This is a genomic window from Bacillus sp. MBGLi79, from assembly GCF_002953915.1.
Map to the genome: position 1 here is coordinate 2,438,059 of NZ_CP026521.1, position 15,392 is coordinate 2,453,450.

Sequence of the window (15,392 nt, forward strand, 5' to 3'; positions counted from 1 at the left end):
AAAAGTTTCAAAATTCAGCAATGTTTTTATAAAAAAAGATGTTTTTAATGTTTCATGCATTTTGTGTTATATTTCCTGTTTAATCACAAAAAAACCGCAGCTGAGCTGCGGTTTTATGTATCGACTGCTTTTAACAAGTTTGTCTGATGCTTTAAGGAAACATTACATCTCTTCGAAGTATTCTTTATAGTAGCCGCCCACTTTATTCGTATTGTCGACCACAAAGAGAAACTCCTCTGTTTCATTTTTCACTTCATATTCTTTTCCCGGAGTTAAGACCCTGTTTACGATATATTTTTTTGCGTTTGTCTGCACACATTTTACCTTTTTGATTGTTTCTTTTTCAAGCCAATTTTTATGAATCATGATGAAATCTCCTTTACTTATCTATAAGCTTATTGTAGCTTTTTTCTTTTGTAAATTGCAATATCGTTTATTCATTGATTTTGCCTTGTTTTCTATTATAGAATGTTTGTATACGCTTACGTTTGCAGCAAATATCACAGCTTATTTCTGCTATGCAATCAAGAAATCAATGTGCTATCACCAAGAATCTCAGGACAGACCATAAAAAATGACTGGAGGTTTGTTACGAATGAGTTCTTTAACGATGCAAGTGACGAAAAGGCTGGAGACATTTTTACAGGGAACAAAGAAGCTTTATATTGACGGAAAATTTGTTCCGAGTGCCTCAGGGGCAACCTTTGACACTCCCAACCCGGCGACCGGCGAAACCTTGATGACGCTGTATGAAGCCCAGGCTGCGGATGTGGACAAAGCGGTGAAAGCTGCCCGGAAAGCCTTTGATCAAGGCGAATGGAGAACAATGTCTCCAGCTTCTAGAAGCAGACTGATGTATAAGCTGGCAGACTTAATGGAAGAGCATAAAACTGAGCTTGCTCAGCTTGAAACACTTGATAATGGGAAACCAATTAATGAAACGACTAATGGAGATATTCCGCTGGCTATCGAGCATATGCGCTATTACGCCGGCTGGTGTACAAAAATAACAGGACAGACGATTCCGGTTTCCGGCGCTTATTTTAATTATACGCGTCATGAGCCTGTCGGTGTCGTCGGCCAGATCATTCCATGGAATTTCCCGCTCCTGATGGCGATGTGGAAAATGGGCGCGGCACTTGCAACAGGCTGTACAATCGTTCTCAAACCAGCTGAACAAACACCGCTTTCAGCCCTTTATTTGGCAGAATTAATTGACCAAGCCGGTTTCCCTGCCGGTGTAATCAACATCATCCCAGGATTCGGTGAAGATGCGGGAGAAGCGCTGACGAACCACGAAGCGGTTGATAAAATTGCCTTTACCGGTTCGACTGAAATTGGAAAGAAAATCATGTCCACCGCAGCGAAAAGCATTAAGCGTGTTACATTGGAGCTGGGCGGAAAATCGCCTAATATTCTTCTGCCGGATGCGAATTTGAAAAAAGCAATCCCGGGCGCTTTAAACGGTGTGATGTTTAACCAGGGCCAGGTCTGCTGTGCGGGCTCCCGTGTCTTCATTCATAAAGACCAATATGATGAAGTTGTTGATGAAATGGTGTCCTATGCTGAGTCACTCCGCCAAGGAGCGGGTCTTCATAAAGATACGCAAATCGGGCCTCTCGTAAGCAAGGAACAGCATGAACGCGTTCTTTCCTATATTCAAAAAGGAAAAGATGAAGGAGCAAAAGCAGTGACTGGCGGAAGCTGTCCTTTTGAAGAAGGATATTTTGTCGCACCGACTGTATTTGCTAATGTTGAAGATGAAATGACCATCGCAAAAGAAGAAATTTTCGGACCCGTGCTGACTGCCATTCCGTACGAAACAGTCGATGAAGTTATTGAACGGGCAAACCATTCAGAATATGGGCTTGCGGCCGGACTGTGGACAGAGAACGTCAAGCAGGCGCACTATATCGCGGACCGCCTTCAAGCCGGAACCATTTGGGTGAACTGCTATAATGTGTTCGACGCGGCATCTCCATTTGGCGGTTATAAACAGTCAGGACTCGGACGAGAAATGGGATCATATGCCTTGAATAATTACACAGAAGTTAAAAGTGTTTGGATAAATCTTGAAGACTAACATGTATGTTTAAAAAACTGCTGCCTGCCAGCAGTTTTTTTCTTTCTGTAATGCCCATAAAAGATGCTGAATATATATGCTTCTGAAGGAGTTGAGCGTGGTGGGCACACTTCAGGAGAAAGTGAGGCGTTTTCAAAAGAAAACCATTACGGAGTTAAGAGACAGGCAAAATGCTGATGGTTCATGGACATTTTGCTTTGAAGGACCAATCATGACAAATTCCTTTTTTATTTTGCTCCTGACCTCCCTAGATGACGGCAAAAATGAAAAAGAACTGATATCAGCACTTGCCGCTGGCATACGTGCAAAACAGCAGCCCGATGGCACATTTATCAATTATCCCGATGAAACTCCCGGAAATCTAACGGCTACCGTCCAAGGATATGTCGGGATGCTGGCTTCTGGCTGTTTTCACAGATCTGACCCGCACATGAAAAAAGCCGAACAATTTATCATCTCACAAGGAGGTTTGAGACACGTTCATTTCATGACAAAATGGATGCTTGCCGCGAACGGGCTTTATCCTTGGCCTGCTTTGTATTTACCATTATCACTTATGGCGCTCCCACCAACATTGCCGGTTCATTTCTATCAGTTCAGCTCATATGCCCGTATTCATTTTGCTCCTATGGCTGTAACACTCAATCAGCGATTTATCCTTAATAACCGCAATATTCAATCTCTTCGCCATCTCGATCCGCACATGACAAAAAACCCTTTCACTTGGCTTCGGTCTGATGCTTTTGAAGAAAGAGATCTCACGTCTATTTTGTCACATTGGAAACGCATTTTCCATGCGCCATTTGCGTTCCAGCAGCTGGGCTTACAGACAGCTAAAACGTATATGCTGGACCGGATTGAAAAAGACGGAACATTATACAGCTATGCGAGTGCAACCATATTTATGGTTTACAGCCTTCTGTCACTAGGTGTGTCGCGCTACTCCCCTGTTATCAGGAGGGCGATTAACGGCATCAAATCACTGATGACTAAATGCAACGGGATTCCTTATCTAGAAAACTCTACTTCAACTGTTTGGGATACAGCTCTAATCAGCTATGCTCTTCAAAAAAGTGGTGTGACCGAAACGGATGGCTCTGTTACAAAAGCAGCCGACTTTTTGCTAGAACGCCAGCATACCAAAATAGCAGATTGGTCTGTCAAAAATCCAAATTCAATTCCCGGCGGCTGGGGATTTTCAAACATTAATACAAATAACCCTGACTGTGACGACACTGCAGCTGTTTTAAAAGCGATTCCCCGCAATTATTCTCCTGCAGCTTGGGAACGAGGGGTGTCTTGGCTTTTATCGATGCAAAACAATGATGGCGGATTTTCTGCTTTTGAAAAAAATGTGAACCATCCACTGATTCGCCATCTGCCGCTTGAATCCGCCGAGGACGCTGCAGTTGACCCTTCAACCGCCGACCTCACCGGACGTGTACTGCATTTTTTAGGCGAGAAAGTTGGCTTCACAGAAAAACATCAGCATATTCAACGCGCAGTGAAGTGGCTTTTCCAGCATCAGGAACAAAATGGATCATGGTACGGGAGATGGGGTGTTTGCTACATTTACGGCACCTGGGCTGCTCTTACGGGTATGCATGCATGCGGGGTTGACCGAAAGCACCCCGCTATACAAAAGGCTCTGCGTTGGCTCAAATCCATACAAAATGATGATGGGAGCTGGGGAGAATCTTGCAAAAGCGCCGAAATCAAAACATACGTACCGCTTCAAAGAGGAACCATTGTACAAACGGCCTGGGCTTTAGACGCTTTGCTCACATACGAAAATCCCGAACATCCGTCTGTTGTGAAAGGCATGCACTACCTTACTGACAGCAGTTCACGCAGCGCTGATAACCTCGCATATCCAGCAGGAATCGGATTGCCAAAGCAATTTTATATTCGCTATCACAGTTATCCATATGTATTCTCTTTGCTGGCTGTCGGGAAGTATTTTGATTCTATTGAAAAGGAGACAGCAAATGAAACGTGAATCTTATCAAACGGAGATGTTCAATTGGTGTGAAGCACTGAAAGACCAGATTCAAAAGCGGGGACAGCTTGACCAGTTCGAAGATCAAATCGACAAGATGATTGAGGCTCTGGAAGATGACCAAACAACAGAAGAAGATTGGTATAAGCAGGCAGCTGCCCTTTACCGGGATATTACAGAATCAGATGATACAAATGAAAGACGCGCTTATGTCCCTATAGGGAAACATGTGCTGCCAAAGCTTCCATACAAATATTCCGCCTTAGAACCTTATATTTCACGCGATATTATGGTCCTTCATCATACAAAACATCATCAAAGCTATGTCGATGGCCTGAACAAAGCAGAATTGGAGCTTAAAAAAGCGAGGGCGACAAAGAATTTTGACTTGATCACTCATTGGGAAAGAGAGCTTGCGTTCCATGGAGCAGGCCATTATTTGCACAGTATTTTCTGGTTTTCCATGCATCCAAACGGAAAGCGGCGCCCTACAGGGGCATTGTTTCAAATGATTGACCTTTCATTTGGAAGCTATTCCGCTTTTAAAGAACATTTTACCCAAGCCGCTAAAAAAGTGGAAGGTGTCGGCTGGGCCATTCTGGTCTGGGCACCTCGATCAGGACGGCTGGAGATTTTAACAGCAGAAAAACACCAGCTCTTCAGCCAGTGGGATGTGATCCCTCTTTTACCGCTTGACGTATGGGAGCATGCCTACTATTTGCAATATAAAAATGACCGGGCCAGCTATGTCGATCACTGGTGGAATGTCGTGGATTGGCGCGAGGCAGAAAAACGTTTTGAGCAGGCAAAAGAAGTCGTTTGGAAACTCTATTAAAAAAAGCCCCCTTTCCCCGGGGGCTTCGTGTGTTTAAAAAATGCCTATCACATGCAAAAACACGATGATGATGGCAACAGGAGATAGATAACGAATAAGCAGCAGCCAAACCGCAAACCACTTCCGTTTGAGGCTGGAACCGCTTTTCAGTTCGTCAAACAAATCCTGTTTCGGTATTTTAAGCGGGACAAAAATCGAGATCAATAACGCGCCTAACGGCATTAAAATATTGCTCACAAGATAGTCGGCCGCATCAAAAATGGATAAGTGAAATATAGAAACGTCACTTAAGACACCGTATGATAGTGCAGACGGCACACCGACAATAAATATAGCGATTCCGCCTAACCAAGCGAATCGTTTTCTCTTATTGACATCACCTTTTGAAAGCACTGCGACCAAAATTTCCAGCATTGAAAAAGCGGATGTCAATGCAGCAAATAAAAATAGAATTAAAAATGCTAATAAAAAGATAATTCCGAACGGCAATTGATTAAATATAGTTGGCAGCACGTTAAATAACAGAATCGGTCCTTGGTCTGGCTTGAGACCAAATGAAAATACAGCTGGAAAAATCGCAATCCCTGCCATAACTGCAACAAGTACGTTCAATACAGTTACTGATACAGCGGACTGCACAAGATTTTCCTGTTTCCCTAAATAAGAGCTGTACGTAACCATGACAGATACACCGACACTTAATAAGAAAAAGGACTGGCCCATCGCATACAAAATCGTATTAGCGTCAATCGCTGAAAAATCAGGCATCAGGAAAAACTTGAGCCCTTCCATCGCACCGTCAAGGGTAACAGAACGCACCATTAAAATAATAAATAATATAAATAGCGCCGGCATTAATACTTGGCTAGCTTTTTCAATTCCGCTGCTAACTCCTTTTGCAACAACCAAAATGGTCACTGCCATAAAGAGCAACTGGCCTCCTACAGCCAAATAAGGATTTGAAATGGTACTTGCAAATATCGTATCAAAACCAGATGTTTGCGACAAACCGCCAGTGAAGCCTTTTATAATATAAATTAAAATCCACCCGCCGACGACACTGTAGAAGGAGAGAAGAATAAAGCACGTTACCATGCCTAAATATCCGATCCAATGCCACTTCGTTCCTGGAGCAAGTGTTTTATAGGACTGAACGGCATCTTTCTGCGTTTTTCTACCTATGATGAATTCACCTAACAATAAAGGCAGTCCGATTAAAACCGTAAATAAAATAAAAATAAGTAAAAATGCGCCTCCTCCGCTGGTTCCAGCTACATATGGGAATTTCCATATCGCGCCAAGCCCAATAGCTGATCCTGCCGCGGCTAAAATAAAGCCGATCTTCGAAGACCATTGATTCGCTTCCTTCACCCTATCACTCCTATTTTGTCTAACCATTATAAAGGTTCATTGTAAGAATATCTTCCTATATAGTCAAGAACATTTTGATTAGTTTACATAATAAATTTATCGACTATTATTCGGCGATTGATATTGAATTATTCAGAAAATTAATTATAATAAGAGAATGTTTAAAAATCTGTGAGAATTTCTGCTGAAGTTCTTGATGAATGTGTTAGGAGTGTTTTTATGGACATCATTAGAAAAATAAGCCATTTTGCGGGACAAACCTTTGGCATATGGGTCATTGTGTTTGCCGTGCTGGGATTTTCCTTCCCGTCTTTTTTTACGTGGATCAGTTCTTATATTACGATTTTTCTTGGTATTATCATGTTTGGGATGGGACTTACACTGCAAGCCGATGATTTCAAAGAGCTGCTCAGAAAACCTTGGCATGTCATTATTGGGGTGATTGCTCAGTATACCATCATGCCGCTCGTTGCTTTCGGCCTTTCAATTGGACTGCATCTTCCGGCTGAAATCGCAGTAGGTGTTATTCTTGTCGGCTGCTGTCCAGGGGGAACTGCATCTAATGTCATGACATTTTTAGCAAAAGGAAATACGGCCCTTTCTGTTGCTGTTACAACAATATCTACCTTGTTGGCACCCGTTTTAACTCCGGTTTTGATTATGCTGTTTGCCAAGGAATGGCTTCCTGTCTCGCCAGGATCTTTATTTCTTTCAATCTTACAAGCGGTTTTATTTCCAATCATTGCAGGTGTGATCGTCAAAATGTTTTTCAGAAAACAAGTGGCGAAAGCCGTACATGCCCTTCCGCTTGTTTCTGTCATTGGCATCGTGGCGATTGTCTCAGCTGTCGTCAGCGGCAACCGGGAAAATCTGCTTCAATCAGGGTTGCTGATTTTTTCAGTTGTTATCCTGCATAACGGTATCGGTTATTTGCTTGGATTTATGGGCGCAAAGCTTTTAAAAATGGATTACCCTTCTCAAAAAGCGATTGCAATCGAAGTCGGCATGCAAAACTCAGGACTTGGGGCTGCACTTGCCACGGCCCATTTCTCACCGCTATCTGCCGTACCAAGCGCAATATTCAGTGTGTGGCATAACCTTTCAGGTTCTATGCTTGCAACATATTGGTCTAAAAAAGTGAAAAAGAAACAAGCAGGATCCAAAAGCAGCAATCTATCACTTTAAATATCATCAAAAAAGGTACATCACGATAAAGTGATGTACCTTTTTTTATTATCCTTCTAATAAAAGCTGTTCAGGATCTTCCAGTAAATTTTTGATTGTCACGAGGAAGCCAACCGCTTCTTTACCGTCTACAATCCGGTGATCATAAGATAAAGCGAGATACATCATCGGACGGTTTTCGAAACGTTCTTCATCAATTGCTACTGGGCGCAGCTGAATCTTATGCATGCCCAGTATACCGACTTGAGGGCTGTTTAAGATCGGAGTTGACATCAGTGAACCGAAAGTCCCTCCGTTTGTAATCGTAAAGGAACCTCCCTGAAGCTCGCTAAGGGTTAATTTATTGTTTCTTGCTTTCTTCGCCAGCTCGCCGATCTCTTTTTCGATTCCTGCAAATGTCAGGCGGTCCGCATCACGTACTACCGGAACAACAAGGCCTTCATCAGCCGCAACAGCGATACCGATATCATAGAATTTCTTAACGATCAACTCATCGCCCTGAATTTCCGCATTCAACAGTGGATATTTTTTCAATGCAGCGACGACCGCTTTCGTGAAGAAAGACATAAAGCCGAGCTTCACTTCGTTTTGCTCAAAGAATTGATCTTTGCGGCGTTTTCTGAGATTCATGACAGCCGTCATGTCCACTTCATTAAATGTAGTCAGCATCGCCGATGTTTGCTGCACCTCTACAAGGCGTTTTGCAATCGTTTGTCTGCGGCGTGACATTTTTTGCACTTCGACAGGTTTGTCAAAGCTTTGCTGTGCTTTTTGAGCCTGAGGCTGCTGTTTTTGCTGAGGAGCAGGTTTTGATGCTGGTTTTTCATACGCTTCGACATCCTGCTTGCGCACTCTTCCAAACGGATCTCCAGTTGGAACTTGAGACAGGTCAATTCCTTTTTCTCTCGCCAGCTTACGGGCTGACGGAGAAGCGACCGTTCTTGATTTTGCTTCAGATTGCGCTTCCTCACTCACCTCTTGTGCAGCTGGTTCAGCCTGTTTCTCTTCTTTCACGCTTTCCTTGCTTTCTGCTTTCTCTGTAGGAGCAGGGGCAGAACTTTCACCCGCGCCTTCTGAAATCGTACCGATAATTTCTCCGACCTGGACGGTATCACCCGAATCTTTCAATACCTCTTGAAGTACACCCGATTCTTCTGCTGTCAATTCAACATTCACTTTATCCGTTTCTAGTTCAAGCAGATATTCACCCTGTTCTACATAGTCACCAGGCTGCTTTAACCATTGGGCTATTGTTCCTTCTGAGATTGATTCTGCTAATTCAGGTACCTTAATTTCCGCCATTTTTTCATTTCCCCCTTAGTTTTTGCGAGTCAAGCTATCAGATACAATACGTTCCTGTTCTTTTTTATGAACTGTCGGATCTCCCTCTGCAGGGCTGGATCGTCTTCTTCGTCCAATATATTGAACGCTTACTCCCTCTGGTGCAATCTCTGTCAAATACGGGCTGATATAACTCCAAGCTCCCATGTTCTGCGGCTCTTCCTGCACCCATACGATTTCTTTCAGGTTCGGAAGTTTTGCAAATAATTCTTTGACTCCTTTTGCCGGGAATGGATACAGCTGTTCAATTCTCGCAATGTGAAGCCACTCTTTACCGTCTTCTAGCTTATTAAAATGATCACTGATGTCTATTGACACTTTACCGCTGGATAACACAAGTCTGGTTACTTTTTCATAGTTATGAGAAAGTCCCGACTGTTCATAAACAGGCTGGAAGCGGCTTTCGCTTAGCTCCTGCACTTCCGACACTGTATTTGGGTTGCGAAGAAGGCTTTTCGGCGTCATAATGACGAGCGGTCTGATTTCTTCACGAAGCAGCATTTTAGCCTGTCTTCTTAAAATATGGAAATACTGTGCCGCGCTTGTCAGGTTGGCAACCGTCCAGTTGTTCTCCGCGGCAAGCTGCAGGAACCGCTCGATTCTTCCGCTTGAATGCTCAGGCCCCTGTCCCTCGTAACCGTGCGGAAGCAGCATGACTAATCCGGATTTTTGGCCCCATTTTGCGCGTCCGGCAGAAATAAATTGGTCAAAATACACTTGAGCAGCGTTGGCAAAATCTCCGTACTGCGCTTCCCATAACACAAGCGTTTCTGGTGAATGAACGTTATAGCCGTATTCAAACCCGAGAACTGATCCTTCCGACAGCGGGCTGTTATGAACGGCAAATGATGTGCTGCAGTCAGATAAGTGATGAAGCGGCACAAATTCTTCGCCCGTCTCACTGTCATGAAGCACAAGGTTTCTTTGGGCAAACGTTCCGCGCTCGGAATCCTGTCCTGTTAAACGAATCGGTGTTCCGTCTTTCAAAATTGAAGCAAACGCAAGTGATTCTGCTAAAGACCATTCCACTTTTCTGTCATCATCAAACGCCTTGGCGCGTCTTTCTAAAATGCGCTTTAGCTTGCCGAAAACATTAAATGACTCCGGCCAGTTGATCAATTCGCCATTCAGCTTGCGAAGCACATCAAAATCAATCGATGTGTCCACATCTGGGAAACCGTTTGATACAGGCTCTGGAAGTTCAATTTCACAGGCGATATGTTCCTTTTTAGACGGTACTTTCTGATAAGCGTCCTCAATGCGCTTCGTTACCGATTTTTCGATATTTTGAACGACTTCCTCGGTAAGCACACCTTCTTTTACGAGTTTTTCAGCGAAAATTTGTTTGACGGTCGGATGCTTTCTGACAGCATCATACAGCATTGGCTGAGTGGTTGACGGCTCATCCATTTCGTTGTGTCCATAGCGTCTGTACCCGATCAAGTCAATCAGGAAATCCTTGTTGAATGTTTTTCGGTATTCGACTGCAAACTTCACAGCAGAAAGACAAGCTTCTGGGTCATCCGCATTTACGTGAACAATCGGAATTTCATAGCCCTTTGCCAAGTCGCTGGCATATTTTGTCGATCTTGATTCAGCGCTTTCTGTTGTGAATCCGATCATGTTATTGGCGATAATATGAATTGCACCGCCTACTTGATACCCTTTTAAGGAGCTTAAATTCAATGTTTCAGCGACGATTCCTTCCCCAGGGAATGCAGCGTCTCCATGAATTAAAATGGCAAGCGATTTTGTTTCGTCTTGCACCGGATATCCGCTTTGTGTTCGCGTTTCCTGTGCCGCTCTTGTGCTGCCTTCAACAATTGGATTGATAAATTCCAAGTGGCTCGGGTTGTTTGCTAACGTAATTCGCGCTGATTTTGTTTCAGCGTCTTGAAGCTCCCGATTCGCCCCCAAATGGTATTTGACATCCCCTGTCCAGCCGTAGCTGATTCCAATTGATCCCTCAGACGGAACAAGATCTTTGTTCGGTGCATGCTGGAATTCGGAGAAGATGATTTCATACGGCTTGCCAAGCACATGTGCCAAGACATTCAGGCGTCCCCTATGCGCCATCCCGATGTTGACGCTTGTCGTTCCTGATTTGACAGATTGTGCAATAATGTCATCAAGCACTGGAACAAGAGCGTCCAGACCCTCAATGGAAAAGCGCTTCTGTCCGACGAATGTGCGGTGCAAAAACTGCTCGAAGCCCTCTACTTCTGTCAGTCTTTCCAACACAGCTGACAGCTTTTCATCTGAGTTCTTCTGGAACAGCTCGCCAGATTCAATCATCTTTGTCAGCCATTCGCGCTCTTTGAAGTCATGCACATGGTCAAATTCAAATGAGATGGTTCTTTTATACGTATTTCGTAAATACTGAATGGCTTCTAAACCGTTCGTAATGTTTTTAGGAGCGTCTTTACAGATGACTGACGCAGGTATTGCTTTTATTTCCTCTTCTGTTAGCCCGTAATCGGATAATGGAAAAAGTTCACTCTTTTTCCCATCCTTTCTGAGCGGATTGACGGAAGCGTTTAAATGGCCATAGGTTCGGATATCTTCTGCAAGTCTGACTGCGGATGCGATCTTTTGAATCAGATCGGCTGTAACACGTCCCTTTTCTTTTGTTCCCGAGGCCTCTTTTAACTCGCTTGGCGGAGCACCGAGCTCGTCGAACATTTCCTTCAAATCCGGACTAATGCTGTCCGGATCCTGGGTATATTGATCGTAAAGCTCCAGCGCATAGCCGAGGTTCGGACCGTAAAAATCTTCCCAATTCATTCGTTGTTTCATACTATTTTGAAACATTTGAATATTACCCCCAACTTAGATAATCAAGTGATTGATTCACTATCTTGAAATAACTTTCGAACGCTGTGTCCAAAATTATGTAATAAAAACGCTTCCAACGATATTTTACCACTGTTTGCAATTTGATTCTACCTTGATTGTTCACAAAATAGTAAAAAACCTTTATAAAAAACAAAAAATTTAATCATTCGAAAAAAGAAACGCCAAAAAGCATAGGATTAAGGGCTATCCTATGCTTTTATGAAGCAGTTTTTTCAGCAGCGGATACAGAACATCCGGTAACTGATCAACATCCGGGACAAATATACTGAATTTTCCGTACATATCCTGAATTGTCTTCATTTGCGATTCTTCTATTTCTGAGTTGGAGAGAAAAACATTTATCACTTCTATTCCTCTTTTTCGAGCTTCGATAACCGCCTCACTTGTATCGACGATTCCGTTTTGTTCGTAGCCAAATGCAGCCGGCTCTCCATCTGAGAAAACAATTAAAAACTTTTGCGCCTCGCTGCGCTGCAGCATTTTTTTTGTCATCTGGCGGATCGCGTACCCGTCACGGTTATCTTCCTCTGGCTCAAGCTGCATAATTGCCGGCCCAGATTCTTGCCTTAATGATGATTGGAAGGGAATAACCGTATTGAAATAGTTTGGATGGCTTGTTTCGGTCGCATCATTTGTGTCCTCCCAGAAGCCGACAATCTGATGCGGAACCGCTACCGATTTCAACGCTTCGTGAAAGAGCACGATTCCTCGTTTTGTTTCGTCCATTTTGTCGAACATGCTGGCTGAACAGTCCACCAGTAATGTAAAAACAGCGTCGATTTCTGAAGATGGTTCTTGCTTTTTATAAAACAGGCGCGGATTTCGCTCAGTGAAATACCGGAGAAGCTTATTGTTCAGTCTCCCGGCATGAAGGTCTGTTCTTGGCAATGTTTTTTTATGTTCCAGCGTTTTTTGAATCATTTGTTTCAAACGCTTTTGATACGACTCAATCGTTTTTGCCTGCTGTTTATAAGAAAGCTCTTCTTCGTTTGTTGCCGGCTGCGGTTCTTTATAAATTGGGAATGCGTATTTATTTTCTTTGCCGTCAGCCATACCCGCTCCATTCGGCTGGTCTTTTTGGGATTCCAGCGCTTCCAGCTTGGAATAGTCTTTCCGTTTCGTTTGTCTGGCTGATCCTTGAACAGAGCCAAGGGCCTGATCTCCATCGTCGCCTTCTCTTGCTGCATCTTTTCCTAAATCCGATTTTGCGCCGTGCTCAATATCAAATTGAAGAAAACTTTTAGACGGTGCTTCTGTTTCCCTGTGCCATGTCGGCATTTCTTCTTCATGAATATCCTCATCACCGTCTGATTGTTTTGGAAGCGTAATGTCATCACTCAGCTTCGGCGCTTTTTTCTCTTCTTCGAATAACGGCTGATCAGCAGCTTTTGCATAATCAAGCTCCGGCAAAAAAAAGTAAGTGTTGAGCATATCTTTATCGAGCACCTCTTCAAGCCCGTCCATGAGGTCCTCCACCATTTTCAGAACCTGCCGTGTCGAATCTGCTTCATACACAAGCAAGAGCTGCTGCTCAATAAATGGGCGCATCAGATCGATATCTTCACGCATGGACGGAAGGGTCTCAAGCGGTGATTCTGCAGTGAGCTTGACATAGATCGCGCAAAAGAGCGCATCCGTAAAAATGCTTCGTTCCAAATTTAAGGTGAGCTGGGTTGAGAAATGTTTTCTGTACATGTCTTTTCGTTTTGCAAATACATGTTTCGTACCCGGGCGCTCACGTTTGATGCATTCTTCGATCCTGATGTCTTCAAGCAGCATAAACAGCTGCTTGGCAAAACTTTTGAATGTAAGGCGGCGATGGATATCATTCAAAAAGTTCGCGAACTCATGCAGCGAGCTATATCTTGTTCCGACTGAACGCAGGTAGACGTCGCTTTTCAGCCCTGCTTCCATGTCCTCAGCTGCCCTGTCTTTCCAAAAGTGGCTCATATAGATTTTCTTTTCGAATGGATTGTAATAGGACTGAACGCCATACTCTACTTCTACCGCTTCACTCTTGGTGAGTGTTTTGGCCAAATCAGCCAGCATCATAAATAAAAACGAATCAATCGTGCTGTCGTTAAATTTGATAAATTTCATCGCAGCACCCTCATTCAAACAGAGTTTCTGCAATATTTCGGACGGCAGCTTTTTCCCGGTCATCATCAAGCTTTTCGACAATTCCCCGCTCAATGGCACGACGCGGCGGTATATAAGCGGCTAAATCACATGTATCGATTAAAGCTCTGATGGATGCCGCTTCTTCAGACACCTGTCCGTTATTAGCCTGAACGATCAAATCAGAGGAAAGCGTGATAAATCTGTCAATCAATTTCTCGTCTTTCAGGGCTGACTGAGACATAAGCACTTGTTTCAGCAGCTCGCCTTTAATATAAGGCACATCAATGATGACAAAACGGTTTTTTAATGCTTCATTCAGAGGAACAGTTCCGACATAGCCTTCATTGATGGCTCCAATGACTCCGAAACCGCCTTTAGCCCGTATGACCTCGCCCGTAAACGGATTTGTCATCATTTTTCTGTAATCTAAAACACCGTTTAAAATAGGCAGTGTTTCCGGCTTCGCCATATTGATTTCATCTATATAAAGAAAATGTCCTTCCTTCATTGCCTTTGTAACAGGCCCTGAAACAAACTCGATTGTCGCCTGGCCAGATTGATTTTCAATCGTTTTATAGCCGACCAATGCCTCAGCGTCCAAGTCGACTGAACAGTTGACGCTGTGCATCGGTTTATGAAAATAGCTGGACAATGTTTCAGCCAGCTTTGTTTTCCCTGAGCCTGTAGGCCCTTTCAGCAGGACATTTTTTCCCATGGCTAATGCAATAATGGCATCGAATAAAATGGCTTCATCCTCCGCCTCATAGCCTGATGTTCCGATGAGCGATTGAAACTCTGGGGAAATTGGCTGGTCTTTGTATGATAATAGCTTTTGTTGTATATCTTCCGGCAATGTTAAGTGCTGTAGTTGAGTTGTCATAGACAGATTCCCTTTCCTATTCATATTCCATTAACGAGTATACTAAAAAAGCCCCTGTATGCTCAATACAAAAGGGCTTGGATGATATTACTGCTTCTCGTTATTTCCCAAAAGGGCTCCGCAGACAATACGCGCACCAGAATTGCCGCTTGGGTTTGTCAAATAGTCGTCGGCTTGCTCATGAATAATAAACGCACTCCCGTCTTCGTCGAGAATATTTAGTTTACTTCCTTTTTTCAATGAGGTGTCAGGCGCATTCATAATGACATCTACCTTTCCATCAGCACCGACTTCAAGGTTCGGCAGATCTCCGGCATGATGCCCCATCGGATTGTTGAAGCCATGTTCTTTGTTCAGCGGATTAAAGGGACCGCCCGCTGATTCAAAATCCGGCCTGACACAAGAACCTTTCTCATAAATATGAAAACCGAGGGAAGCCCCTGGACGCAGGCTGTTTGCAGAAATGTGAATATCGAGGCCTTCATCATCTGATTCTTTGATCTCTATGAAACCGACTGCTTTCCCATCACGATTGACCAGCTGGACGTGGTGACCAAACGCTGACGTTTCAACCACCTTTTTTTCCGGCACCCGATTAGGCGGGTCTGGAGGTTTTTTTTGTCCGCATCCCGCAACTCCCAGTGCCGTCAGCATTATCAACAGCAAGAGACGGTACATACTGTCTCCCCCTTGTTTTTTTCTAACAGTGTGGTCAATCATT

Annotated in this window: 11 protein-coding genes; 4 read left to right on the forward strand and 7 right to left on the reverse strand. The window is 43.7% G+C overall.

Annotated features, from left to right (window positions below):
- Positions 1 to 162: 162 nt before the first annotated feature.
- Positions 163 to 366 (reverse strand): DUF6501 family protein, encoded by a 204-nt coding sequence (locus tag C1T29_RS12045; RefSeq protein WP_003231245.1) that lies wholly within the window; start codon positions 364 to 366, stop codon positions 163 to 165.
- Between the two features lie 229 nt (positions 367 to 595).
- Here C1T29_RS12045 and dhaS point away from each other — a divergent pair, with 229 nt between their 5' ends.
- The 3 genes from dhaS to C1T29_RS12060 all read left to right on the forward strand — a co-directional run bounded on the left by dhaS (position 596) and on the right by C1T29_RS12060 (position 4,917).
- Positions 596 to 2,083 carry an aldehyde dehydrogenase DhaS gene (gene dhaS / locus C1T29_RS12050; protein WP_071582002.1) on the forward strand — a complete coding sequence of 496 codons (1,488 nt, stop codon included), beginning with the start codon at positions 596 to 598 and terminating at the stop codon, positions 2,081 to 2,083.
- 100 nt (positions 2,084 to 2,183) lie between these two features.
- The gene (sqhC, locus tag C1T29_RS12055; RefSeq protein WP_103749662.1) at positions 2,184 to 4,082 is read left to right on the forward strand and encodes a sporulenol synthase; all 1,899 of its coding nucleotides are present in this window, start codon (positions 2,184 to 2,186) and stop codon (positions 4,080 to 4,082) included.
- Positions 4,072 to 4,917, forward strand: a complete 846-nt coding sequence (locus C1T29_RS12060) for a superoxide dismutase (RefSeq protein ID WP_014664269.1) — start codon at positions 4,072 to 4,074, stop codon at positions 4,915 to 4,917. Before sqhC ends, C1T29_RS12060 begins: the two co-directional genes overlap by 11 nt.
- 33 nt (positions 4,918 to 4,950) lie before the next feature.
- Here C1T29_RS12060 and C1T29_RS12065 read toward each other — a convergent pair whose 3' ends face one another.
- On the reverse strand, positions 4,951 to 6,288 hold the full coding sequence (locus C1T29_RS12065) for a sodium-dependent transporter (protein ID WP_041521362.1): 1,338 nt from the start codon (positions 6,286 to 6,288) through the stop codon (positions 4,951 to 4,953).
- Between the two features lie 219 nt (positions 6,289 to 6,507).
- On the opposite strand from C1T29_RS12065, the gene C1T29_RS12070 reads away from it, so the two are divergent.
- Positions 6,508 to 7,473, forward strand: coding sequence for a bile acid:sodium symporter family transporter (locus C1T29_RS12070; RefSeq protein WP_040082892.1), 966 nt, complete (start codon positions 6,508 to 6,510; stop codon positions 7,471 to 7,473).
- Between the two features lie 48 nt (positions 7,474 to 7,521).
- On the opposite strand, the gene odhB is transcribed toward C1T29_RS12070, so the two are convergent.
- From odhB to C1T29_RS12095, 5 genes are all read right to left on the reverse strand, one after another.
- Entirely contained in the window at positions 7,522 to 8,775 is a 1,254-nt protein-coding gene (odhB, locus tag C1T29_RS12075) for a 2-oxoglutarate dehydrogenase complex dihydrolipoyllysine-residue succinyltransferase (protein WP_069149725.1), read from the reverse strand.
- 15 nt (positions 8,776 to 8,790) lie between these two features.
- The gene (gene sucA / locus C1T29_RS12080; protein ID WP_103749661.1) at positions 8,791 to 11,625 is read right to left on the reverse strand and encodes a 2-oxoglutarate dehydrogenase E1 component; all 2,835 of its coding nucleotides are present in this window, start codon (positions 11,623 to 11,625) and stop codon (positions 8,791 to 8,793) included.
- A gap of 228 nt (positions 11,626 to 11,853) precedes the next feature.
- Positions 11,854 to 13,770 (reverse strand): vWA domain-containing protein, encoded by a 1,917-nt coding sequence (locus tag C1T29_RS12085; RefSeq protein WP_103749660.1) that lies wholly within the window; start codon positions 13,768 to 13,770, stop codon positions 11,854 to 11,856.
- 10 nt (positions 13,771 to 13,780) lie between these two features.
- Entirely contained in the window at positions 13,781 to 14,695 is a 915-nt protein-coding gene (locus tag C1T29_RS12090) for an AAA family ATPase (RefSeq protein ID WP_103749659.1), read from the reverse strand.
- Between the two features lie 63 nt (positions 14,696 to 14,758).
- Positions 14,759 to 15,349: a superoxide dismutase family protein gene (locus tag C1T29_RS12095; protein WP_095431577.1), complete on the reverse strand. Its 591-nt coding sequence runs from the start codon at positions 15,347 to 15,349 to the stop codon at positions 14,759 to 14,761.
- Positions 15,350 to 15,392: the final 43 nt, after the last annotated feature.

What these genes read in the sequence shown, in the direction of transcription:
- sucA (WP_103749661.1), bottom strand. Translation starts at nt 11,625, where the DNA reads ATGTTTCAAAATAGTATGAAACAACGAATGAATTGGGAAGATTTTTAC.
- C1T29_RS12060 (WP_014664269.1), top strand. Translation starts at nt 4,072, where the DNA reads ATGAAACGTGAATCTTATCAAACGGAGATGTTCAATTGGTGTGAAGCA.
- C1T29_RS12045 (WP_003231245.1), bottom strand. Translation starts at nt 366, where the DNA reads ATGATTCATAAAAATTGGCTTGAAAAAGAAACAATCAAAAAGGTAAAA.
- C1T29_RS12085 (WP_103749660.1), bottom strand. Translation starts at nt 13,770, where the DNA reads ATGAAATTTATCAAATTTAACGACAGCACGATTGATTCGTTTTTATTT.
- odhB (WP_069149725.1), bottom strand. Translation starts at nt 8,775, where the DNA reads ATGGCGGAAATTAAGGTACCTGAATTAGCAGAATCAATCTCAGAAGGA.
- C1T29_RS12070 (WP_040082892.1), top strand. Translation starts at nt 6,508, where the DNA reads ATGGACATCATTAGAAAAATAAGCCATTTTGCGGGACAAACCTTTGGC.
- dhaS (WP_071582002.1), top strand. Translation starts at nt 596, where the DNA reads ATGAGTTCTTTAACGATGCAAGTGACGAAAAGGCTGGAGACATTTTTA.
- C1T29_RS12090 (WP_103749659.1), bottom strand. Translation starts at nt 14,695, where the DNA reads ATGAATAGGAAAGGGAATCTGTCTATGACAACTCAACTACAGCACTTA.
- C1T29_RS12095 (WP_095431577.1), bottom strand. Translation starts at nt 15,349, where the DNA reads ATGTACCGTCTCTTGCTGTTGATAATGCTGACGGCACTGGGAGTTGCG.